Genomic DNA, 22,443 nt, shown 5'->3' with positions numbered 1-22,443 from the left:
TTCACTAGTCCCATTTGAGTCCAAGCTGTACTGCCTGCTTTTTGCAATCTTCATCATATGCCTGGGCAGTCTCTTCCGGTGTAGACTGTCCACTTCCCAGTTCCTGACATAAAGACTCACAGTTGATCCCTTTTACAGGTGTCAGAAATTCCAGTGCCGGAGCTGTTTTACCTTCATCAAAATATTTCTGCATGTCTTCCTTTACTGCCGTAAACGACTCTTCCGGAAGCTTATATCCATTGTGATATGGCCCTACCGCAGGAACCTCTTTTACAAATGCCGTAATCGCATCGTCGGACGTCCACCATTCAAGTAAAGCCTTTACAGCATCCACATTCTCACTGTTCTTATTCCCATAAAGTGCATTCGAACACCATACGGTTGCTCCTGTTTCCTCCGCCGTATCACCTGGTGTTGCAAAAAATCCAATGCCATTTGCTGTTTCCTGTCCATACAGGCTGCTGATCGTATTCAGACAGTTCGACTGGATAAAGTAGTGGGCTCCTTCACCATTAGCCAGCATGTCACAAGCATCGTTATAGGTGCATGCAAGATAATCTTCATTATAATAAGGCGTAAGTGCCGCCAGCTTTTCGAAACTTCTTACTCCGGCTTTTGTAGCTGCGAATTTTGCAGCCCCATCCGTAAACTGCTCCGGGAAGTCCGGATTTTCATAAATCATGGCATAGTTGTCTGCAAGAAATGGAAGCTGTGTCGTCCATACATCTCCAAAAGATCCGATTACCGCTGTTTGTCCGGATTTTTTAATCTTATCACAGTTCGCAATAAAATCATCCCATGTCTGAGGAACATCCAGATCAAGCTCTTCATAAATCGTTTTATTGTAAAATACCCCGCCAACATTACTGCACTGGTACGGGACTCCGTACAACTTCCCGTCTACACTTGCCGCCTGAACGAATCCATCGTCCAGGGATGAGGAAACTTTCGAATCTGACAGATCAATAAAATATTGTTCTGGATTGACAGAAGAAAGTAAAGACCCCGTATTATAATAAATAATATCCGGAGCTTCGCCTGCCGCAAGCCTTGTTTTCATAAGGTTTTGCTGTTCTGTTCCAGAAAGGCCTACTTCAACCTTCACCTTAATTCCGAATTCCTTCTCAGCCAGGTCAAGCACAGCTTCATAACCCTCTTTACCGGTCGCATTATCTACCAGCATACTAAGTTCTACGCCTTCATAAGGTTTACTGTTTTCAGAACTTTCTGCAAGTTCCTCTTTTTTATCGTTTCCGCACCCTGACACCATGCCGACTGCCAAGGCCGAAACAAGTAAAACGGACATCAATTTTTTTCTTTTCATAAATTTGCTCCTCCTTGTTTTTGTTGGCATAATCATAGCATATCAGCAATTTTCCTTACATGGACAATTTTACATGATTCAATATATAAATTTCTTATTCTCTGCCCATACAGAACTTTTTAAACAAATTGTCCATCCTTTTTATAATATTCTCCATTCTCCCCTTCGTTCCTATGGATCTTCCAAAATTTTACAGGCCCGGTAAGCCCACCCGGAGCGATCTGTATATACTCCGAAAATCTATCATGGATACGATGCGCCAGTGTGTTCGCAGCTTCAATTACAATCCTGTTCTCGCCTTGATGCACGGCTTGCGAAATGTTCCAACGGTATGGAGGACTGATACGCATTCCCAGATCCATTCCGTTTATGCTTAATTTTGCCGTGCCGCCAACATTTCCAAGATCAATCCCCCATGTATTCGCCTCAGCAAGATTAATTTTCGTTTCGTAAAGGATTTTCCCTGAAAAATGCGGCCAGCCATTTTTTCCGGTGATGGAAAATAGTCTGCTTTTTTCCCGGACTTTTCTGAACTCTGTTTCATTTCCCAGCTCCATCAGATAAATATCCCACAAAAGTTCAGGCATCGTCTCGCCGTACCATGTCTCCATGCATGGCAGCGATTCCCACCACTCTTCCTCAAACTCATCAAAAAACAGCAATTCTGACTGATAGGGTGTCAAAAATACCTCTACGGTTCCATCTGACGTTGTACCTTTTGTAATCTGTTTATTTAAGAGATCACATCTGATGAATTTTCCTTTGCACGGAAGCTGTATCATCGTCTCTACATTCCTGCGGACATCTTCCCAAAACAGCATAAAACAGATGGTTTTTCCCTTCTTAAAATGTGCGATCCTTAAATAAGGAGAATTCTCTGTATAGCAATGCACAAGAAAACGCTTACTGATTTCTTGAATCAATGTTTGCGTTGTCACGGTCTGCATACCCATTGTTGATTTGTCCCTTTCTGTTTCCCCGGATTCAAACCAATATACCGGAATGTTGTTTTTCAGTATTTTAAAAATGCTCCGATACAGTTTATCCGGATACATTTTTGCGGCAGGAATGAGTAAAAAACGATATACATGCCCATTTACCTCAAACCAATTTTTCCGCATTTTTGCATGTTCTATAACTTCCAGTGGAAGAATATCAAAGTCTATATGAGCATCATACAATATTTTTGCCGCGTCATTCATGCTAACATATTCTGGAGAACTCATCCATTCTGCTTCTGCCGGATACAGGATTGCCCCATCTGTCTGCAGATCGAGCCCTTCCAGTAAATGGCAGGCTTTATTGGTATACCGCATCAACTGTTCAAATCCCGGGAATTGCGGATTATTTCCATTCGCATAGAAATGTGGGGGACAATCATCATCAGGAAAGGTATCCGTAAACGCATGTGGTACAAATCGGTTCACTCCCCTGATCAGCAAAAAATCAATCATCCATTTCATCATTGTCACACTTTCCGCCCAGCCATATGCCCCAAACACTTCACACATTGCACGTCCCTTCATTCTTGGTTCTATCCTTGCAAGTGAAACCGCAAGCTTAGGCAGAATATAGTGAAAAAATCTCCTGTCCGCCCTTCCGCTTTCCGCCACAGAAGCGACATCATAGTCCGCATACCCCGGCATAACCTGATGAAGCACGATATCCACGCCACTTATATCCTGCCCGCCAAGAGCCCGGAAATAATGGCCTGCACCGGACCCAATCCTCTGATGCGCATCCATGTCCTCTATAATATGTCCCATATACTTCACACCATGTGCTCTGCACCAGTCCCCGATCTGCATGGTAAAACAGCGTTTCCAAAGCTTTGTGACCGCGTCCATATAGGCCAGACGCATATACGATCCATTTTCCGCCGCATACCACAATTCAGGAAGCCTGCATAATACCTGTCTTTTTTCAAGACCGTCTCTCTTTTCTTCTCCCTCCTGATACATGGTCTCATGCTCCAACATCATTGATATGATCGCATCTTCCCACGGCAGTGCCAATCCAGGCTGCCCGACCGTATGATTATAGTCACCCTGATCATACCCCCAATGCTCCGTATGCTGAGTATAAAATCCAGGTTCATCAGAGAAAAAACCAGCCAGAGTATTTCCAAAATACTCTGAAAAATGCTGATAATGAGGTTCGTATACTGCATGGATCAATTCACCGACAGATTCTCTGGATAAACCACTGATATAATACTGCTGACTTTTGAGGCTCCCTTTACGTGTTTTTATTAAAAAGAAAATTCTGAAAAATCCTTCCGGTACATCCCAGTATAAAAATCCATCAAATATCTGGCCTGTCAGGTCAATGTATTTTCCTTCCAGCCTGTCCCCACTATCGCCGCGTTTATATGCGGCAGCTGCAAGAATCTGTTCCTCATCCCCAAGGGCCGGAACCAACACTGCCGTCTCTCTCATTGCTCCAATCACATCTACATGATGTTCTCTTAAGAACCATCGTCTATGCTCTGTCTTTTCCTTTTGCAGCCGTCCGTTTGCATATCCTGTCGGAAAATGCTTATCATCCAGTATCCAGACCTTCATATCATACCTACGCGCTTCTTTTAATATAATGTCTAAGTCCTTCCACCACCCATCTTCGCAAAATTCCTCATGCGGTCTTGATTCTATGCATAATGCCCTGCATCCGCTTTCGTATACTTTTTTCACCCTTTCGGGCAGACCTTCTGTTTTACCTGCATGCATCCAAAAAAAAGGAAATAAATAATTATCTTCTTCATTTTCAATTACCTGTCTTATTCTGTCGTACATAGCCATCCTCCTCTTTTATCCGTGACCGTTTCTCCTGAATTCCCCTTTGATGTTTTCGATACTGCAAAGGCGGTATTCCGCTTTCTTTTCGGAAAACATTTGAGAAATAGTGCGCATCTTCATATCCAACCAGTTCTCCAATTTCTTTGACAGACAGAGATGTATCTCTCAGCATTGTTTTCGCCGCTTCCATTTTCTTTTCAATAAAGTATTTGTATGGGGTCATTCCGAATTCTTCACGAAAATGACGGATCAGGTAATCCGGTGAACGATAAATAAGTGCAGAGAGCTCATCTATCGTGACAGAAACAGATACATGTGTTTCCAAATAGTCTTTGATCTTTTTCATTTCATCACTAATCCCTATTGAGGACTTTATTTTTTGTCCGAGAATATGAAAAATCTCATGAATCAATATTTCTGTCTTAAAAATCACATATGCATCTTCTAAATTCCTGTTCTGCATCATCGCATATATTTGAAAAAAGCGTTCTGCAACCGCCTGCTCCACGCCTGGAAATAATACAATCCCCTTTAAATGATATGCAGATGCCAATCCATCTGCAACTGCGCCTCGAAAATTAACAAACGTTTTTATCCAGGGTTCTTTCGCATCAGAATAATAACAATGCCTGCTTCCCGAAGGTAAAAGATATACATCACCTTTCTGGGGATAATAAACTTTCCCGTTTATTTCAATGCTTCCCATACCTGAGGAAATATATTCTATTACCCAAAATTCCGAACACTCCCGGAAAATTCGATATGACCCGTCACACCATGATCTTCCAGAAATTATGATTTCAAACGGTGCTCCTTCATCCCGCAAAAAATAACGAATGTCCTCCTTCAAAATAATATTCCTCACTTTTTATCCTATATTTTCTCTTTTATAGTGTAATTACAAATAATATAATATATTTATTATATACAATCATTTTAAAAAGTCAACGGATATCTTTCTTGGAATCCCGAAAATTTCCCCAGATATTCGCAGGCACATAGGAGGAATATTATAATGAAAATTGAAAAAGCTGCTGCAATCCCGCTATTTACACATGACCCCTATTTCAGCATTTGGTCCACATCAGATTTTCTGAACGATTCCGATCCTGTTCATTGGACCAAGACAAGGCAGAAAATGAACGGCTATCTGGTGATTGATGACATTCCTTATTGCTTTCTTGGAGAATGTGGTTTTTTTCAGAAACTTCATCAGACAGAAGTCTATGTCACAGCAACAAGTACGCAGTACGTGTTCGAGCACGAAAAAGCCTCTTTTACTATTACATTTACTTCACCATTGCTTCTTGATGATCCTGTTTTAGTCTCCCGTCCATGCTCTTATGTAAATATGAGCGTTGTGCAAAAACTTCCTTCCAGCATCAGTATAATTTTCCAGTTATCTGCCGATCTGGTTGGTGAAACTCCCGGAAAAACAATCGGAGGTTCTAACACATACAAGGATTTCCGATTCGCTTTTATGGGAAAAGCATTCCAGCATCCTCTGGGACACAGCGGAGACCATACATGCATAGATTGGGGATACCTGTACCTTGCTTCTGATTCTTCGGATGTCTCAGTCTCTTATTCTTCTGATTCAGAATCTTTGCAGGGCATGGCCAGGCTTTTATCCCCGGATATGACAAAGCATACTGCATCCGTCAACTGGATAGTCGCTTATGATGACCTTCTTTCCATCTGCTATTTCGGAGAATGGAAAAAAGCATACTGGACGACAAAATATCACTCTATACTTGATGCTATTGACGCAGGCTTTACTGAATATGAAGAAGTCATGAACAAGTGTAGCCTTTTGGACAGCCAATTAGAAAAGGATGCCTTTCAGTCAGGTGGCGCTGATTATGCATTTTTGTGCTGCATGAGTTATCGGCATGCCATCGCAGCCCATAAGCTGATTGCCGATGAAAACGGGGAGCTACTCTTTCTGTCAAAAGAAAATGATTCTAACGGCTGCATTGGAACCGTTGATGTTGCTTACCCTTCCGCACCACTTTTTCTGATTTATAATCCGGAACTTCTTAAAGGAATGTTACGTCCAATTTTCCGTTTTGCAAAATGTCCTATCTGGAAATATGATTTTGCGCCTCATGATATTGGACGTTATCCCTATGCGAACGGACAGGTTTACGGTCTTTCCCAAAATGCCGATTCCCTTTATGTTATGGACAACCATGCCATATATCCGTTTTTCTATCAGTTTCCGGAAGAATGTGATATATACGATCTGAACGAACAGATGCCGACGGAAGAATGTGGTAATATGATTATTTTAACGGCTGCCATATGTCTGCGTGAAAAATCTGCCGCATTTGCGCTTCCATATAATAAAATATTAAAGCAATGGGCCAACTATCTGATCGAATATGGAACCAATCCCAGTAAACAACTCTGCACTGACGATTTTGCTGGGCACCTTGCCCACAACACAAATTTATCCATGAAAGCCATATTGGGGATTGAAGGCTATGCGCAGATTTCCCGCCTTCAAGGAAGGCAGGAAGCCTACGAGAACTATCACGCCCAAGCTCTTGAAATGGCTCATAACTGGGAAGCCTCTGCCATTACGGGAAACCATTATAAGCTTGCGTTTGACCATGAAAATTCATGGAGCCTCAAGTATAACCTCGTATGGGATAAGCTTTTTAATTCGCACCTTTTCGGCAAAGAGGTCTATGAAAAAGAACTGCTCCATTATCTTTCAGAACAGAATGCCTATGGAGTTCCTTTGGACAGCCGTGCCGCCTATACAAAAAGTGATTGGATCCTCTGGTGTGCTTCGCTCACATCAGACCTTTCTCAACGACATACATTTATAGCTCCAGTCGCAGAATATCTGAAAAGCACAAATAGCCGGGTTCCGTTTTCTGACTGGTACGATACGGTCAGCGGTGACTATTGTCAGTTTATTGCGCGTAGTGTGCAAGGCGGAATTTTTATGCCCATGCTCATGGATAAAAAGATTTTATAATTTGAGAAATATTACCTGGTAAGAATATAAGACTATGGTAAAAATAGAGGATATAGCTCACAAGAACCATATCCTCTATTTTTTGAGATATTAATGTGTAACAGTTCCTTACTCTTCCGTAAGATCAATCAAATAAGAATTTACCGCTTCATAATTCACCGTCGTAATATCCCGGCTCTTGTTCGAAGAAAACTTGTCGTATGCCGAATATCCCAGCCAGCCAACCAGCGCCAGCCCCGCCAGAGTCAGGGCACCCTTGCGCGCCCAGCCCATCATACGCTGCTTCTTCATATTCTTCTTCCGGTTCGCTTTTTCCTGTTTATAACGGTCTATCTTTTCCTGACTCATTGTTTTGATCTCCTTTTTATGCTCAGGCACCCCCATCACTGCTCCTCTGCAGCATGGAACCAGAAACGTTCGGAAAGGCTTGTCCAGCCGTTTCCCGAATGCCCGTCTCATAAGTATATCACATTTTTTTTCAAACTACAACAATTATTCCGCCGTCATTGCCGTACATGCTGCTGATGCCCGCCATATCCACGATAAAGCTGGCCTTCACCTTCATCTTACCAAGCAGCAGCTTCTGGACTTCCAGTGCCCGCTCCCGGCAGTTGCAGTTGGAAATGGCCAGGATCTTTTCCTCCGCCCCCTGGGTTTCTTCCACAATGTGATCCACCATCTTGGACAGGGCTTTTTTGATGCCCCGGGCCTGGCCGATCTGGCAGATCGTGCCTTCGGGGGTAGCAGCCATCACCGGCTTGATATTCAAAGCGCCTGCCACCAGGGATTTGATCCCGGTGAGCCGGCCGTTTTTGCGCAGTGTATCCAGGTTCTCCAGCACAAAATAGGTGTGCTGTCCCTCTATATACCGCTCCACCGTCTCCACCACCTGTTCAAATGTCATGCCTGCTTCTTCGCATGCCTGCACTTTCAGGGCGATCAATGTCTCCCCCACAGACGCGGAACAGGAATTGAAGACGTGGATGTTTTTCTCTCCGTATTCTTCTATATATAAGTTCTTTGCCAGCACCGCGCTGTTGTAAGAACCGCTCAGTTCAGCCGTCAGCGTCACCGCATAGACCCGCTCTGCCTCGCAGCGGTACTTTTCCATATAATCCTCGGGCGACGGGCAGGAGGACTTCGGGCTTTCCGGACAATCCGCAACCCTTCTGAGGAAATCTGCCTGGTCAAAGGTTGCATCATCTATGATGCGGACGCCCCCCACCTCCATCGTCAGAGAGGCCGTCTCAAAATTTCCGCTCGCTTTCATCTCATCGGTCAGTTCCCCGCAGCTGTCAACAATCACTTTATAACTCATAATCTGTCCCAAGCCTTTCAAATATGATTCTATTTCATATAGTATTCATTACTACGTCTGATTATATCATATTTTACCCGGTCTGAAAAGATTTATTTTTCCAAATTATGCATCCTTGATCTTTATCTTCCGCGCAATACCCAGTGCAATGCCCATCTCCACCATGAGAAACAAAAGAGAAGTCCCTCCGTAGCTGATAAAGGGCAGCGTGATCCCTGTGGTAGGGATCGTATTGGTCACAACCATCACGTTCAGGATCACCTGCAGCGCAATATGCGCAAAAATCCCCGTTGCCACCAGGGAACCGTATAAATCAGGCGCATTTCTGGCAATGAACATCAGCCGGTAGAGCAGCAAACTGAACAGCAACAGGATGATGATGGAGCCGAATACCCCCAGTTCTTCACAGACAATGGCAAGAATCATATCGTTCTGCGCTTCCGGAATCACCCCCAGCTTCTGGGTGCTGTTCCCCAGCCCTTTGCCGAAAAATCCGCCGGAGCCGATAGCATACAGCCCCTGCATGACCTGAAACCCGCCGGTGTCCGTATGATTTTCCGGGTCCAGCCAGGTAATGATCCGGGAGAGACGGAAATTATCGCTCTCCGAGATGGACGCGGAGAGGAAGCTGATCAAAACTACCGCCATGACCACCCCGCCCACCAGCATGGCCAGAAATGGCTTTAACTTTGGATGCACTACAAAGTAAAGGATGCAGGTGATGGCCAGCACAATGACCGCGGTGCTCAGATTGTCCGTCAGGTATCTGACGCCCGCCGCCGCCGCGATGCCGAACGCAAAGACGCGGACGGCTCCCTCCCTTGCATGCGCCTTATTTCCCAGACGGCAGAGCTCATAGGAGATGAACAGGATCACCGCAATCTTCATGATCTCGGCGGGCTGAAGCGTCAGATTCTCTGTTATCCGAATCCACCGCTTGGCGCCGTTGGCGCTGTGGCCGAGAGGCGTCTGCACCAGCGCCATCAGAAACATGGCCAGCAGATAGCATTCAAAGGAAAACGCCCCGTATATGTGGTAATCAATCTTGGATACCAGGAACATCACGCCGAAGCTGGCGGCCCCGAAGATCGCCTGCTTTCTGAAATAGAAGGTTCCGTTTTCATAGGAACTGGTACTGTAAAGCATGATCAGTCCCAGGCACATCAGAAAAATGATCACCAGCAGCAGATCATAGTCAAAATACTGCGCATCGGTGACAAAGATCCTGGAAAGGATTCCCCGCTTTTTCCGTTCTTCCTTTCCCTCTCCCGAATGCCGCTCCCCCTCGAAGGGTATGTTGTAGACACTGTGCTGCATACCGTAAGCGTGTTCTGCCTGGGGCGCGGCACGTCTGTTTGTCGGGGCGCGCCGAACCCGTGCCTGGCTCCCCGGATATCCGTAACTGCTCTGCATAGCCCCTGCTCCGTGTTCCCGCCGCTTAAGCGGGCGTACAGTCCTGCTTCTCATAGATTCTCCCCTTATTTGCTGCTGTGAATAGCTGCCCTTATTTATGTACGGCCCCAGGATCAGCCTTGGCTTTGATCCCGTGCCGGCTCCTTACAGATTGCTGCTCCTTTCAGACCGCCGAAAGCCTGGCCGGATGAACCGGCTTTTCATGCCCGAAAAACCGGTCATACCATACGAGAAAGATATACACGGACCAGATTTTCCGGCTGTCGTCTGTTTTTTCGTTCAGGTTCTTTCCGTTCTTATGTCCATCCAGCATTTTTACCAGGATATCGGTATTGAAAAACTTCCTGGCCGCCTCCGAAGTGAACATTTCCCGTACTCTTTCGTAATACGTTTCTTCCCTGAGCCACACCCGGATGGGAATCGGAAAGCCCAGCTTCTTCTTCTCCGCGGTCTTGCTTCGGATAGCCTTCTCCGCCGCCCCCCGCAGCGCCACCTTGGTCTTGGGCGCCCGGACCTTATAGTCCAAAGGCAGGGTCTGGGCCAGCTCCAGCACCTTTTTGTCCAAAAACGGCACCCGCACCTCCAGGGAATTTGCCATGCCCATCTTATCCCCTTTCATCAAAATATCATGAACCAGCCAGAGGTGGAGGTCTACATACTGCATCTTTGTAACCGGGTCCTTCCCTTTCACACGTTCGTACAAAGGCTTTGTCACCTTCTGGATTCCCGGCGCGCAGCCTTTTTTCAGAAGCCGGTGTGCTTCCCGCTCTGTAAAGATGTTGGTTGCATTTGCAAAATACCGTTCCTCCAGTGTCTTTCCATGGCGCATCAGAAAACCTCTGCCCTTCATCCTCCGGGGCAGGCAGTATTCCGCAAATTTTCCGAGGGCGCGGCGCAAAACCATGGGAATCTTGTTGAAAGCCGTATGCTCCAGCGGCTCGCAGTAAATGTTATAGCCCCCGAACAGCTCGTCCGACCCTTCCCCGGAGAGCACCACCTTGACTTTTTTTGCCGCCTCCTCGCTCAGAAAAAAGAGGGCGATGGCCGCCGGGTCCGCCACCGGCTCGTCCATATAATACTGGATATCGGAGAGACGGTCCCAGTATTCCTCCGGAGTGATGACCCTGGCGTCGTTCTGCATATGGATGCTGGCCGCAAACTCCTTTGCATCCTGGATCTCGCTGTATTTTCCCTCGTCAAATCCCACGGTAAAAGTACGGTCCACCTGTCCCAAATAAGTCAGATAACTGGAATCCACGCCGCTGGACAGATAGGAGGCCACTTCCACGTCGCTGATCTTGTGCATTTCCACGGATTCCTTCATCACCGCTTCCACCTCGTCCACCACTTCTTCGAAGGATTTTGTGCAGTCGCCTGTAAAATGAGGTTCAAAGTAGCGCGTGATCTCAAGCTGCCCGTTCTCATATACGAAAAAATGTCCCGGCTGCAGGCAGAACACGCCTTTAAAAAAGGTCTCGTTGGTGGGCACAAACTGGAAGGACAGGTAATTTCCAAGAGCATCCTCGTTAAAAATCTTGTCAAACCGCGGGTGTTCCAGAAAAGACTTGATCTCCGAGCCGAATAAAAGCGTCCCGTTCATCTGTGCATAGTAAAGAGGCTTGATGCCGAAAATATCCCTGGCCGCAAAGAGCCGCTTCTTTTTCCTGTCCCAGATTGCAAACGCATACATGCCCCGCAGCCGGTCCAGAAGCTTCTCCCCCCATTCCTCATATCCGTGGAGCAGTGTTTCCGAATCCGTGTTGGATACGAACACATGGCCTGCTTCCACCAGTTCTTTGCGCAGCTCCTGATAATTGTAGATCTCTCCGTTGAATACCAGAACCTTGCTTTTATCTTCATTATATAAAGGCTGATCCCCGACCTCCGAAAGATCGATGATGCTCAGGCGCCGAAACCCAAGCGCCGCGTCCCCATCCACGAACTTCCCCTCACTGTCCGGCCCCCGGTGAATGATGGTGTTCATCATATCCACAAGCACCCGCTCCCGGTTCTCAACCTCCCCGACAAATCCTGCAAACCCACACATAAATCCTTATCTCCTTTATCCCGTAATCTGGCCTGAATCATCCATTTGTAAAATATTCAAATCATAGTATTCCCAAAAATTCTGTTTCCACGACAAACACAGATCGACTGTCCTGTTTTTTTACTGGAAACTTTTTTACCAGAAACCAAAAATAGTGCCTCATTGTTTCTCTTCATTTTAGTATTATAGCTTTTTTTATTTATAAAAACAATGTTTTTCCTTTTTCGCTTCTGAAATTTTTGATAAGTGGTTACAGTTCACGGCCTAACCGGCCGCGAACTGTAGCGGCATCCAGCCCATTGAAAAGCCGCCTGACGGCGAGGGGCTGGATGCACGCAACCGCTATTTTACTGGCCGGATGCCTTGCAGCGAAGTGCAAAGCACTGTGAACAGTAACGATAAGCGGGCCCAATGCCGCCGGGAAACAGGCGCAGCAATCGGCGTGGTCCGGTATGCAGCGAAAGGAACCTTTTTTGTACTTCTTCCATAGTATATATATTGTAAACCGAATCTTGGAAGGAGTAATCGCAAATGGCGAATTATCAGAACAATATGCGCTATGGCCGCCAGGGCAATATGCGGCCTATGCGTCCCATGCCCGGCATGCATACGGGATGCCAGCCCTCTGCCCCGCAGATGGATACGCGCTGCTGTGACCCGGCGCCCAAAAGGGACGTGACGCACAGGGAGGACTGCGGGTGCCGCGCCCCGGAAACGGATCGGATGCACAGGGAGGACTGCGGATGCCGCGCCCCTGAAGCGGATCGGATGCACAGGGAGGACTGCGGATGCCGCGCCCCCGAAGCGGATCGGATACGCAGGGAGGACTGCGGATGCCGCGCTCCCGAAGCAGACAGGATACGCAGAGAAGACTGCGGATGCTGTCCTCCGCCGCCGGAGCCGAGAAAAGCGCCCGAATGCAGGGAACGCAAAATGCCGAAGAACTGCGAATGCATGATGGATGACCCGCTTTATGATATGCCCATCGCCATGGCATACGTCCCCTGGCAGACCTGGTGCGGAATCAGGGATATCTGCGAAGGCTTCCGCTGTGGCACCGTCTTTGAGGAACTGGATCAACCATTTCTTGGGAGAGGGGGCTGGAAACGATGAAAAACCACACCTGCAGGGAAGATCTGCTGAACCACATCTACGAAGTCAGCTTTGCGGTCGATGACGTGAAGCTCTACCTGGATACCCATCCATGCGATGAGGAAGCAATGGAATTTTTCCGAAAATACAGCTGCATGCGCAACGAAGCGCTGAAGGAATACGCAGAGAACTTCGGACCTCTGACGATTGACACCGCGGTCTGTTCCGACTGCGAAAAATGGAACTGGATCAATGAGCCATGGCCATGGCAGGAAGGGGGATGCTGATTTATGTGGAATTATGAAAAAAGACTGCAGTATCCGGTGAAGATCACCCAGACAAATCCGGAGATGGCACAGGTGATTATATCGCAGTTTGGCGGACCGGACGGGGAATTGGCAGCGTCCATGCGGTACCTCTCGCAGAGATATACGATGCCGTATAAGGAAGTGACAGGAATTTTGACAGATATCGGTACGGAAGAACTGGCACATATGGAGATCGTCTGCGCAATCGTTCACCAACTGACCAGAAACCTGTCTCCTGAGGAGCTGAAAAAATCCGGATTCGACAAATACTATGTGGATCACACCCTTGCACTCTGGCCCCAGTCCGCAGGGGGCTCCCCCTGGACCGCCACCTACTTCCAGTCCAAGGGCGATCCGATCACGGATCTGCATGAAGATATGGCGGCCGAACAGAAAGCCAGAACTACCTATGAGAATATCCTCCGGCTCATAAAAGACCCGGAAGTATGCGACCCGATCCGGTTCCTGCGGGAGCGTGAGGTGGTGCATTATCAGCGTTTCGGTGAAAGCCTCCGAATCGTACAGGATCATCTGGACAGCAAGAACTTCTACGCATTCAATCCGGCATTTGATATGTCGTCAGACTGCGGATGTAAATAAGAACTAAACAGAACATGCTGCGTTATCCCGGATTTTTTCAATCCGGGATAACGCAGCACATCCTATATGTCATCATTCAATCCGTTCCCAGCCATTGAAGCAGCCTGAGCCCATTGTCCACATTGGACGCATTGTTCGCCAGCCCGGCCACCGGCTGTTCGATCTGTGCCCCGGGAATCCCCGGGATATATCTGCCAAAACAAGTCTTGGGCCCGGTGCCGGTTACATTGCCGTCTTGATCGTATTGCGCCAGACCGCACAGGAAATTGGAGGCCCCATCTTCTTCTGAACCCTGTTCAGAAGCTTTCATGTCGCTTAAGTCTTTCAGATATCCGGCCTGGGCATATTCTGTCATCTGTGTTTCACCGCCGATGACCACATCCACCACTTCCGCCCGAATCCAGGTCAGCGCCACCGCCTTATTGGCCTCAATGCCCGAGGAAATGGTCCGGATCTCTATTTTTTCGTCCTCCCCCGCGCCCAGCGCCTCACGCACCTGCTGCTCCAGCGCGGAGGTGTCCTCCATAAATTCCAGAACCAGCACGGAGACCGCCGTCTTTTGATTCTGCACGAACATGATATTGATAAAATAGGCCAAAACCAGGAGAATCCCGCAGACCGCCACAATCCTGACCGCATATTGTTTCAGGAAGCGCAGGACGTTGTTTTCATTTTTTTCTGCCATATGTCTTACCCCTGAATCCTGTCCGCCTGCACGGCTGCAATCATACAGGCGGAACCATTTTGCTGTGTTTCGATCTCTTCCGGCGTCCCTGCCGGATGCTTTCATTCTTCAATAAACTGCATCGCAGTCACGTCAAACATCCCGGATTCGGTCAGGCGCAATTCCGGAATCACCGTCAGGGCCATGAAGGAAAGGGTGATAAACGGGTCTACCCCTTCCGACACTCCCATGTCCCGCGCCTTCTGAACCATTTCCCCGGTCTTTTCCTGCACCTCCTCGGCAGAGTTCACGCTCATCAGCCCGGAGAGCGCAAGGGGGAGCTCATCAATAACCTTCCCCCCCGAGGCGATCACATATCCGCCCTGGATGCGTCCCAGCTCCCTCACCGCGCACAGGATATCCCGGTCATTATCGCCTGCCGCAATGATATTGTGGGAATCGTGGGAAATGGTGGTGGCAATGGCGCCGGAGCGGATTCCGTATCCCTTCACCGGGCACACGCCTACCTTGCCGTTCTTTCCGTGCCGCTCCATTACAACCAGCTTTCCATAGTCCTGTGCCGGGGTAAATTCTCCGTGCTGTCCGGGCACTTCCTCCACCCGGTGCAGGGTCAGCAGTTCATTGGGCACCAGCTCCAGCACATGATTCTTTTCCTTTTTCGTGAGAAACAAATCTTCTTCCGACAGGCTCCGAATACACACCGTATGCAGCAGGGAACGGTCTTTCAGCTCATATGCGAAGGAGGACAGCCACGCGTCGTCCACCACCGTTCCGTTTTTGATCACCATGGAAGGCACCGCCTCCCTCAGATCGTCCACAATCAGCAGGTCGGCCCGGTAGCCCGCCCCCACCGCCCCGGCATGCGGGATTCCGTAAAACCGGGCCGCATTCCACGAAGCCATTTTGTATGCCTTCACCTCGGGCACGCCCAGGGCAATCGCCTTGCGGACACAAAAGTTGATATGTCCTTCCTTTTCGATGTCCTCCAGATGCTTGTCGTCCGTACAGAACATACAGTTGTCCAGGGACGCTCCTTTTTTCAGGAGGCCGCTTAAGATGCTTTCCAGGTTCTTCGCCCCGCTGCCCTCCCGCACCAGAATGTGAAATCCGGCCCGCAGCTTCTCCAGCGCTTCCTCACCGGTGGAGCATTCATGGTCATCCTGGATTCCGGCCATCCGGTATGCCTGGATCTCTTTTGAAGAAATTCCCGGCGCATGGCCGTCCATCACCATATCCGAAAACGCGTCCAGCTTGTCCATCGTCTCCGGATCCTCCCCAAGCACGTCCACGAACCGCATCATTTCCCCCAGGCCCAGAACCCTTGGATGGGATTTGTACTCTGCCATGTCTTCGGCCAGAAATTTTCCGGCGCCGTTGGTATCAATATTGGTGGCGGGAACCGAGGAAGGAACCATCACATATACGTCCGCCGGCACATGCTCCGAGGCGTCCAGAATATAGTCCATCCCCCGCTTTCCGCTGACGTTCACGATCTCGTGGGGATCTGCCACGATCCCGGTGGTTCCCTTTCGCACAATGTACTTCGTAAACTCCAGAGGGGACACCATGGAGGATTCGATATGTACATGGGCGTCAATCAGCCCCGGGGCGATATATTTTCCCGTACAGTCGATCTCACGCTCTCCCTGGTAGCTTCCCAGACCGACGATCCATCCGTCCACCACCGCCACGTCGCATGTGACAATTTCTTCCGAAAATACATTTACCACATTACCGTTTTTCAGCACCAGGTCTGCCGGGATTTCTCCCTTTGCAGCCCGGATCATACTCTTTTTCATCGCAGTTTCCTTCTTTCTTTTCTTTGTTTTTGCAGAAATCATGGCGGTCCTATGCGCCGCCGTTTTGCGGGAATAAACAGCTCTTTACAGAATCCCTGCAGACGCATTCTGGTTTTAAACGGATCTTCCGCGGAAAATCCGAGTAGTCCCCCTGCATCCGCCGATACAGCAGATCCACGGCCGTATCCGCCATCTGTTCCAAAGGCTGGCGCACCGTAGTCAGCCTGGGCCGAACCATCACAGACAATTCGAAGTCGTCAAAGGATACGACGGAGAGTTCCTCCGGCACACGGATGTTCAGGTTGTAGACAGCCGCCATGGCCCCCAGGCACATGTCATAATTGCTGACAAATACCGCCGTCGGCTTTTTTTCCAGTTCCCACAGCCTCCGAATCCCCTCGTATCCGGATTTGTATGAAAAATCTCCCTGTATCATGTATTCCTCCCGGATGGGACAGCCGTAGTCCTCCATCACCCGTAGGTAGCCGCGCAGCCGTTCCCGGGAAGTCAGTTTGTAATCCGGGCCCTTGATGACGGCGATCTCCCGGTGTCCTTTCTCGATCAGATGCTCTACGATGAGATAGGCGCCCCCGCTGCAGTCCACCTGTACGCAGTCCGCCTGGTTGCCCGCGCTGTTCTCTTCCAGTATCACCACGGGAATCTTCTGTTCCGCCGCGCTTTTCAGATAATCCTGCCCGGTCCCGATGGGGGTGGAGATGATGCCGTCCACGCCCCTCTCCACCATATAGTCCACATACTCCTTGGCCTGGATTCCGTTCTCCTCGTGAGTCGCGAAGGTGACGGAGTATCCCAGGAGCCGAAGCTTTTTCTCAATCTCACTGAGGATGCGTGCCGTATGGGGCGAGAACATCTTCCCGGTCACCAGGCCGATCATGTAGGTCCGGGAGGTTCTGAGTCCGCGGGCCGTATGGTTGGGCGAATATCCCAGCTTGCGGACAGCCTCCTTGATCCGTTCCCGGTTCTCCGGCCGGACCGTGCCGCCGTTCATATACTTTGAAATTGTCGAGATCGCAAGATTTGTCTCCCGCGCCACGTCCTTGATCGTCACCGCCATATCCGATTCTCCTTACCCTCCGTGCCATGCTTGGGAAATCGCCGGTATCCTTCCGCGGCCTGCCTCTTTTGTTCCTGCAATAGCATTTTTTGTCTCATGTTCCTCATTGTAACACATGTGAACTACCCATTGTCTAAAGCCAATGTGCTTCCTGCTTCATAGACCTCGTATACCCATAGGGCACTTACCTACTATCTCCACAGGCGTTAATTCGGGCTGAACCGTCCCTATTTGTATTTTATTATCTTATGCTATCTGCCGTAATCCTTCTGCTAAAATATTTTTCGCAGCATTGATATCTCTGTCATGCTTTGCTCCACATATTGGGCACACCCATTCCCTTACTGATAAATCCTTCATGTCCTTGTTCTGATACCCACAATTAGAGCAGATCTGGCTGCTGGCATAAAATGTATCTATTTTTATATATTTCCTCTCATTCCATTTTGCCTTGTACTCTAACTGCCTTGTCAGCTCATGCCATGACACATCGGATATTGATTTTGCCAGATAATGATTCTTTACCATCCACAGTCCATGTTGTAAATGGCATTCGTCAGGGCAAATTTGTCCACTTCTTTCAGCCACTCATATTCTTTCTTTAATTCCCTGTTACAGTAATTATTACAATCTGTTTTACTGACGGACTTCTTTTCTTTTTCGTAAGCTTCTTTGCGGTATGCCAGTGTCTGGTTATAAACAAAACGGCAACAGCCAAATGTTTTTGCAATCTGTATTTTTTGCTCCTTATTTGGATATATTCTGTACTTATATGCTTTTAACACTTGCTATCACCACCTTATATCCTTGATTTTCTATCTATTTACGCAGCATTTCTTCTGGAACATTTCCCACACTACACGCAAAATATCCGTCTGTCCAAAAGGTACGCTCTTTCCAGAATTGCTTTATATGATAGTTTGGATATCTTTCCCAAATATGATATGTAGTATCACTTTTCATCAGGTTAACGATTTTACTAATAGACATTGTTGGTTCTCCACAAGGGATACTTCGTAATGTTTCTATCATATAATGGATATGGTCTTTATCTGTTTCCTTGTATTTGATAATGACGTTATGTTTTTGGCATATCTCATGCGAAAGCTGTTTTATATCATCTGATATTTGTTTTGGTATCAGTAATTTCTTTCTGTATTTACACACGAATAGTGTGTGATACTGTAATAAATACTTGTGCCTGTTTTTTGATTTCCATGTTCCCATGACGCAAGTATAACACAAACTGCCACTTTTGGCTACCTTAACCCACCGTCTAAAGCCAGTGGGATTGCGGTAGCCTTTTTTCAAAAGGACTGTGAAGAGCAGCGCCGTCTTTTCGCTCTACTAAAAACGTTTCGCGTTTATGTCCGCACCTGCTTTCACTTTTCTCTGGTTGTTAATTTGAGGATTTCATGGTAAAATGCCTGTGACAGAATGCCCGCAGGCATGACAGATCGGAGGAACAGATGAAAGTCACGATCAAAGATATCGCCAGGGAGACCGGCCTTTCCCTGGCCACGATTTCCAAATATCTCAACCATAAAAAAATCAACGAGAAGAACCAGCGCCGCATTGAGGAAGCGATTGCCCATCTGAATTATAAGCCCAACCATACCGCCCAGATCCTGCGTTCCAGGCACACCATGACGGTGGCCATCCTCATATCCGACCTGGGAAATTATTTCTGGGGCCCGATCATCAGCTCGGTCTCCCAGTATTTCGTCAAATACGGCTACACCGTCATCACCTGTTCGTTCTGCCATGACGAGGAGACGGAAATCCAGGCCATTCAGGATCTGATCGTCCGCAACATCGACGGCGTGATCATGCTCCCCTACAATTCCCGGGACAATCACTACCATCTGCTGCTGGATCAGAACATCCCTGTGGTGGTGCTGGATCAAAATCCCGGAGCTGCAGACCAGATCCAGAGTGCGGTAAGTGCCGGGACCGAAGGCCAGGCTCGGAGTGCGGTGAATCCCGGAACCAGAAATCAGGCCCGGAGTGCGGCAAGTGCCGGGACCGAAGGCCCGCCCTTTGGCGCGGCGGATCTGGACAGCCAGCCCTCCCTTCTGTCGGATGGAGGGCCGGTTTCGAAATACCGCCCTGTAGACTGCGTGATATCGGACAATTACAGGGGCGGCGCGATGCTGGGCCGATATCTGCTGGAAAAGGGCCATAAACGGGTCCATATTCTGGACCATGCCTCTTATTCCACACCTGTGTACCAGCGTATCAGAGGCTTTCAGGATGCGTTCGGGCAGGCACAGACCTGCATTACCATGTCCGGCCCCATCCTGTTTGGGATCAGCCAGAAGACCATTGACCTGGGAAAGGAGCATTTCCGGCAGATTATGGAGAGCGGTGATCCGCCCAGCGCCGTCTTTTTTACAAATTATTTAAGCGCCATGGGCGGGCTCATCGAATCCAGCGCCTGCGGCTACTCCATCCCGGAAGATGTATCCGTTGTCACCTTTGACGACGACCCTCTGTTCTCCAGCATGTATCCGCCCATCACCTCTGTGGCACAGGATCTTTCCCGGATCGGGGAACAGGCTTCCGGCATCCTTTATCGAAGGATACAGGGGGATTATTCCGACTTTCCGCTGACCGAATGTATTGATGTGCATTTCCAGGAAAGGCAGTCTGTAAAAGACCTGGGGCTGACAGGCAGATCCTGATCCCCATGACGGACAGCGGCGGGCTTTCCGGGATTTTCAGGGAGCGGCCCAGGCTGCGGGGCACGCCTGCCAGGTATAACCTGCAGCCAAAAAAGGGCCGGGGAACGAATGCTTTGGGATACAAGATTTCTGCAAAAGGCAGTCTTCTCGTACCGCACCCTTCCCCGGCCTCTTAACTGCAAGACGGCTTACGTCCCGCCCTATCCGATAATGGGTTCAAAAATCGGCTCTTCCTCTTCCATTTCCAGACAGATGCTGTAATTTTTCCTGTCAAAATATTCCTCCGGAACTTCCACCTCGATGGAGCTGCAGCCTTCACAGGTCGCTCCGGTCTCAAATTCCAGCGGCCTCTTATCCGCTACTAGATAGGCGCCTGTAATCCGGTTTCCGATGTTCAGAAGCTCCACCCGCCTTCTCGGTTTGAATACATGGACATAGAGCTTATGGTCCTTCCGGGTCAGCATGCCCCAATCCAGCTCATAGGCATAGATCCCGACCCGCTTGGTACCGAAAATGGCTTCTTCATTCTCATTGACATACTTCCCCACTTCATCCAGTATCTTTATGCTTTCCTCCGGCACATGCCCGGAAGCCTCCGGCCCGATGTTGAGCAGATAATTTCCGCCCCTGCTGTTGATCTTTACCAGGAGATGGATGATCTCCTCCGCATCTTTCCAGTTGTGGTCGTCCTTATTGAAGCCCCATGTATCATTCAGCGTTGCCGGAACTTCCCAGTCCCCTTCATAGGGCAGGCGCGGGATAAAGTTGTCCCCCGTCGTCATATACTCTCCCAGCCCATTGCCGATCCGTCCGCTGACGATGCAGTTCGGCTGCAGTCTCTTCACCAGATCCACCATCTCCTGGCTCTCTTCCCTGGTCGTGCCCATGGGGGTATCAAACCAGATCAGCGCAACCTCCCCGTACTCTGTCAGCAGTTCCCGAAGCTGCGGGAAACACTTCCGCTCCAGATATGCACGGTAGTTCTTTCCGGAGTTGTCCTTTCTGTGCATGTAGCCGTCCGGGTCGTGCCAGTCCTGGGCCTGGGAATAGTAAAAGCCGAGCTTCATGCCGTGCCTGTCGCAGGCTTCACGGAACTGCCTTACGATATCCCTGCCGTAAGGAGTCGCCTTTACCACATTGTAGTCGCTGCACTTGGAATCCCACATGGCAAAGCCTTCGTGGTGCTTGGAGGTAAATACAATGTACTTCATCCCCCACTCCTTTGCCTTGCGCACGATCCCATCCGCGTCAAATTCCACCGGATTGAACTGTGCGGCCAGCTTCTCATACTCTTCTGCCGGGATATCCAGGTCGTTCATGATCCACTCTGCGATCCGGTCCGTCTTTTTCCCGTTGTACTCTCCGGCCAGGAGCGCATACAGCCCCCAGTGAATGAACAGGCCGAACTTGGCCTCCTTAAACCACTGCTGTTTTGTGTCTTGCATTTTTTTGTCTCTCCTTTTTTTTGTTTCGCGAAACGTTTTACTTTTGATGTGATTTTATTATCCTACATCTGTGTGAAAATGTCAATCGCGGAATTGGAGAGACAGATCACTTCTGGTTACTATTCACAGCACAATTCTGCTCAAACATTTTTTACATGGTTCTCAATGACACACTCATGTCCCTTTTTTTCAACTATTTTAAAAAGTTTTACTTACATCTGATGCACCAGCAACCAATGTAAAATATCTTTCTGTTGCTTCCTATCTTCTGCTACATCTAATATTAAATCTGATAATTCTTTCTGGGTATATACCATCTCATAACCATTTAATGCCAAAAAACTAACATGGCATGGCACCCGATTCTTTTGTTGCCATCTATCATTGCATGATTTTTAACTAATCCATAACAAAGTCTTGCTGCTTTTGCCTGTATGCTTGGATATAATTCCTCTCCTCCGTAAGATTGGAATGGACTTTCTAATGCAGACTCAAGCAGACCCACATCCCTAATCCCATCACTTCCTCCGGTAGTCTGTATTAAGTGAGTGTGAAGTAACAGAATTTGTTCTTTTGTCAGCTTTATCACTTTGCAAGCACCTCATAAGATTCCTTATTCTTCTCAATCAATCGTTTCGATATGGTCAATACATCTTCATTTGATGCAACAGCATCATAATCTGCTTTGCTAAAATCTACGACAAGGTATCTTGGTACATTGTTTTTCAAAATAACAGCCGTTCCATGCTCATCCACTAATCTTGCTACTTTTGAAAAATTCTGATTTGCTTCCGTAATAGAAACCATTGTATTTGTATTTATTGTCATCGCTTACACCTCCTTTGATAGTTTTATTATATTTAATTTAT

21 protein-coding genes are annotated in these 22,443 nt (G+C 48.2%); 5 read left to right on the top strand and 16 right to left on the bottom strand.

From position 1 onward, the window contains the following. Nucleotides 1–4: 4 nt before the first annotated feature. From EBB54_RS07445 to EBB54_RS07435, 3 genes are all read right to left on the bottom strand, one after another. The gene (locus tag EBB54_RS07445) at nucleotides 5–1,324 is read right to left on the bottom strand and encodes an ABC transporter substrate-binding protein (protein ID WP_162307108.1); all 1,320 of its coding nucleotides are present in this window, start codon (nucleotides 1,322–1,324) and stop codon (nucleotides 5–7) included. 119 nt (nucleotides 1,325–1,443) lie between these two features. Further along, on the bottom strand, nucleotides 1,444–4,116 hold the full coding sequence (locus EBB54_RS07440) for a hypothetical protein (protein WP_125126954.1): 2,673 nt from the start codon (nucleotides 4,114–4,116) through the stop codon (nucleotides 1,444–1,446). Beyond that, nucleotides 4,088–4,969: an AraC family transcriptional regulator gene (locus EBB54_RS07435; RefSeq protein ID WP_162307107.1), complete on the bottom strand. Its 882-nt coding sequence runs from the start codon at nucleotides 4,967–4,969 to the stop codon at nucleotides 4,088–4,090. Before EBB54_RS07435 ends, EBB54_RS07440 begins: the two co-directional genes overlap by 29 nt. A gap of 165 nt (nucleotides 4,970–5,134) precedes the next feature. Between EBB54_RS07435 and EBB54_RS07430 the strand changes: the two genes are divergently transcribed. Further along, nucleotides 5,135–7,108, top strand: a complete 1,974-nt coding sequence (locus tag EBB54_RS07430) for a glutaminase domain-containing protein (protein ID WP_125126952.1) — start codon at nucleotides 5,135–5,137, stop codon at nucleotides 7,106–7,108. Between the two features lie 108 nt (nucleotides 7,109–7,216). Here EBB54_RS07430 and EBB54_RS07425 read toward each other — a convergent pair whose 3' ends face one another. From EBB54_RS07425 to asnB, 4 genes are all read right to left on the bottom strand, one after another. Then, nucleotides 7,217–7,456, bottom strand: coding sequence for a hypothetical protein (locus EBB54_RS07425; RefSeq protein WP_044990994.1), 240 nt, complete (start codon nucleotides 7,454–7,456; stop codon nucleotides 7,217–7,219). 130 nt (nucleotides 7,457–7,586) lie between these two features. Further along, on the bottom strand, nucleotides 7,587–8,426 hold the full coding sequence (locus EBB54_RS07420) for a DegV family protein (protein ID WP_125126951.1): 840 nt from the start codon (nucleotides 8,424–8,426) through the stop codon (nucleotides 7,587–7,589). A 105-nt stretch (nucleotides 8,427–8,531) separates the two neighbouring features. After that, nucleotides 8,532–9,893 (bottom strand): FtsW/RodA/SpoVE family cell cycle protein, encoded by a 1,362-nt coding sequence (locus tag EBB54_RS07415; protein ID WP_193554339.1) that lies wholly within the window; start codon nucleotides 9,891–9,893, stop codon nucleotides 8,532–8,534. Nucleotides 9,894–10,002: 109 nt separating this feature from the next. Next, complete coding sequence (asnB, locus tag EBB54_RS07410) at nucleotides 10,003–11,886, bottom strand: asparagine synthase (glutamine-hydrolyzing) (protein WP_125126950.1); 1,884 nt, start codon at nucleotides 11,884–11,886, stop codon at nucleotides 10,003–10,005. 531 nt (nucleotides 11,887–12,417) lie between these two features. On the opposite strand from asnB, the gene EBB54_RS07405 reads away from it, so the two are divergent. From EBB54_RS07405 to EBB54_RS07395, 3 genes are read left to right on the top strand one after another with little or no spacing between them, the layout of a single operon-like run. Continuing rightward, on the top strand, nucleotides 12,418–12,999 hold the full coding sequence (locus EBB54_RS07405; RefSeq protein WP_125126949.1) for a spore coat associated protein CotJA: 582 nt from the start codon (nucleotides 12,418–12,420) through the stop codon (nucleotides 12,997–12,999). Next, nucleotides 12,996–13,265, top strand: a complete 270-nt coding sequence (locus EBB54_RS07400) for a spore coat protein CotJB (RefSeq protein WP_004081361.1) — start codon at nucleotides 12,996–12,998, stop codon at nucleotides 13,263–13,265. The genes EBB54_RS07405 and EBB54_RS07400 overlap by 4 nt, the downstream gene beginning before the upstream one ends. Nucleotides 13,266–13,268: 3 nt before the next feature. After that, a complete protein-coding gene (locus EBB54_RS07395) occupies nucleotides 13,269–13,886 on the top strand; it encodes a manganese catalase family protein (protein ID WP_125126948.1) in 618 nt (205 codons plus the stop codon). A 76-nt stretch (nucleotides 13,887–13,962) separates the two neighbouring features. On the opposite strand, the gene EBB54_RS07390 is transcribed toward EBB54_RS07395, so the two are convergent. The 6 genes from EBB54_RS07390 to tnpA all read right to left on the bottom strand — a co-directional run bounded on the left by EBB54_RS07390 (nucleotide 13,963) and on the right by tnpA (nucleotide 18,672). Beyond that, nucleotides 13,963–14,571, bottom strand: coding sequence for a hypothetical protein (locus tag EBB54_RS07390; protein WP_243127577.1), 609 nt, complete (start codon nucleotides 14,569–14,571; stop codon nucleotides 13,963–13,965). A gap of 101 nt (nucleotides 14,572–14,672) precedes the next feature. Further along, nucleotides 14,673–16,370: an adenine deaminase gene (gene ade / locus EBB54_RS07385; RefSeq protein WP_125126946.1), complete on the bottom strand. Its 1,698-nt coding sequence runs from the start codon at nucleotides 16,368–16,370 to the stop codon at nucleotides 14,673–14,675. Between the two features lie 49 nt (nucleotides 16,371–16,419). Beyond that, a complete protein-coding gene (locus EBB54_RS07380) occupies nucleotides 16,420–17,445 on the bottom strand; it encodes a LacI family DNA-binding transcriptional regulator (protein ID WP_125126945.1) in 1,026 nt (341 codons plus the stop codon). A 246-nt stretch (nucleotides 17,446–17,691) separates the two neighbouring features. Beyond that, the gene (locus EBB54_RS32475; protein ID WP_330554413.1) at nucleotides 17,692–17,973 is read right to left on the bottom strand and encodes an RNA-guided endonuclease TnpB family protein; all 282 of its coding nucleotides are present in this window, start codon (nucleotides 17,971–17,973) and stop codon (nucleotides 17,692–17,694) included. Beyond that, nucleotides 17,967–18,230, bottom strand: a complete 264-nt coding sequence (locus tag EBB54_RS32470; RefSeq protein WP_330554412.1) for a helix-turn-helix domain-containing protein — start codon at nucleotides 18,228–18,230, stop codon at nucleotides 17,967–17,969. The genes EBB54_RS32475 and EBB54_RS32470 overlap by 7 nt, the downstream gene beginning before the upstream one ends. 34 nt (nucleotides 18,231–18,264) lie before the next feature. Next, entirely contained in the window at nucleotides 18,265–18,672 is a 408-nt protein-coding gene (tnpA, locus tag EBB54_RS07370; protein WP_125126944.1) for an IS200/IS605 family transposase, read from the bottom strand. 242 nt (nucleotides 18,673–18,914) lie between these two features. On the opposite strand from tnpA, the gene EBB54_RS07365 reads away from it, so the two are divergent. After that, nucleotides 18,915–20,129, top strand: a complete 1,215-nt coding sequence (locus EBB54_RS07365; RefSeq protein WP_125126943.1) for a LacI family DNA-binding transcriptional regulator — start codon at nucleotides 18,915–18,917, stop codon at nucleotides 20,127–20,129. Between the two features lie 200 nt (nucleotides 20,130–20,329). On the opposite strand, the gene EBB54_RS07360 is transcribed toward EBB54_RS07365, so the two are convergent. From EBB54_RS07360 to EBB54_RS07350, 3 genes are all read right to left on the bottom strand, one after another. Beyond that, entirely contained in the window at nucleotides 20,330–21,622 is a 1,293-nt protein-coding gene (locus tag EBB54_RS07360; RefSeq protein WP_279229991.1) for an alpha-L-fucosidase, read from the bottom strand. A 280-nt stretch (nucleotides 21,623–21,902) separates the two neighbouring features. After that, the gene (locus EBB54_RS07355; RefSeq protein WP_330554411.1) at nucleotides 21,903–22,163 is read right to left on the bottom strand and encodes a type II toxin-antitoxin system death-on-curing family toxin; all 261 of its coding nucleotides are present in this window, start codon (nucleotides 22,161–22,163) and stop codon (nucleotides 21,903–21,905) included. After that, the gene (locus tag EBB54_RS07350) at nucleotides 22,160–22,402 is read right to left on the bottom strand and encodes a type II toxin-antitoxin system Phd/YefM family antitoxin (RefSeq protein ID WP_125126941.1); all 243 of its coding nucleotides are present in this window, start codon (nucleotides 22,400–22,402) and stop codon (nucleotides 22,160–22,162) included. Before EBB54_RS07350 ends, EBB54_RS07355 begins: the two co-directional genes overlap by 4 nt. Nucleotides 22,403–22,443: the final 41 nt, after the last annotated feature.

Source organism: Schaedlerella arabinosiphila (genome assembly GCF_003885045.1).
GTDB lineage: Bacteria > Bacillota > Clostridia > Lachnospirales > Lachnospiraceae > Schaedlerella > Schaedlerella arabinosiphila.
This window is presented reverse-complemented; position numbering and strand designations above follow the sequence as displayed.

Bases quoted from the DNA above. Each gene is read 5' to 3' on its own strand.
- EBB54_RS07445 (WP_162307108.1), bottom strand. From the start codon at position 1,324: ATGAAAAGAAAAAAATTGATGTCCGTTTTACTTGTTTCGGCCTTGGCA.
- EBB54_RS07440 (WP_125126954.1), bottom strand. From the start codon at position 4,116: ATGTACGACAGAATAAGACAGGTAATTGAAAATGAAGAAGATAATTAT.
- EBB54_RS07430 (WP_125126952.1), top strand. From the start codon at position 5,135: ATGAAAATTGAAAAAGCTGCTGCAATCCCGCTATTTACACATGACCCC.
- EBB54_RS07425 (WP_044990994.1), bottom strand. From the start codon at position 7,456: ATGAGTCAGGAAAAGATAGACCGTTATAAACAGGAAAAAGCGAACCGG.
- EBB54_RS07420 (WP_125126951.1), bottom strand. From the start codon at position 8,426: ATGAGTTATAAAGTGATTGTTGACAGCTGCGGGGAACTGACCGATGAG.
- EBB54_RS07415 (WP_193554339.1), bottom strand. From the start codon at position 9,893: ATGAGAAGCAGGACTGTACGCCCGCTTAAGCGGCGGGAACACGGAGCA.
- asnB (WP_125126950.1), bottom strand. From the start codon at position 11,886: ATGTGTGGGTTTGCAGGATTTGTCGGGGAGGTTGAGAACCGGGAGCGG.
- EBB54_RS07405 (WP_125126949.1), top strand. From the start codon at position 12,418: ATGGCGAATTATCAGAACAATATGCGCTATGGCCGCCAGGGCAATATG.
- EBB54_RS07400 (WP_004081361.1), top strand. From the start codon at position 12,996: ATGAAAAACCACACCTGCAGGGAAGATCTGCTGAACCACATCTACGAA.
- EBB54_RS07395 (WP_125126948.1), top strand. From the start codon at position 13,269: ATGTGGAATTATGAAAAAAGACTGCAGTATCCGGTGAAGATCACCCAG.
- EBB54_RS07390 (WP_243127577.1), bottom strand. From the start codon at position 14,571: ATGGCAGAAAAAAATGAAAACAACGTCCTGCGCTTCCTGAAACAATAT.
- ade (WP_125126946.1), bottom strand. From the start codon at position 16,370: ATGAAAAAGAGTATGATCCGGGCTGCAAAGGGAGAAATCCCGGCAGAC.
- EBB54_RS07380 (WP_125126945.1), bottom strand. From the start codon at position 17,445: ATGGCGGTGACGATCAAGGACGTGGCGCGGGAGACAAATCTTGCGATC.
- EBB54_RS32475 (WP_330554413.1), bottom strand. From the start codon at position 17,973: ATGGTAAAGAATCATTATCTGGCAAAATCAATATCCGATGTGTCATGG.
- tnpA (WP_125126944.1), bottom strand. From the start codon at position 18,672: ATGGGAACATGGAAATCAAAAAACAGGCACAAGTATTTATTACAGTAT.
- EBB54_RS07365 (WP_125126943.1), top strand. From the start codon at position 18,915: ATGAAAGTCACGATCAAAGATATCGCCAGGGAGACCGGCCTTTCCCTG.
- EBB54_RS07350 (WP_125126941.1), bottom strand. From the start codon at position 22,402: ATGACAATAAATACAAATACAATGGTTTCTATTACGGAAGCAAATCAG.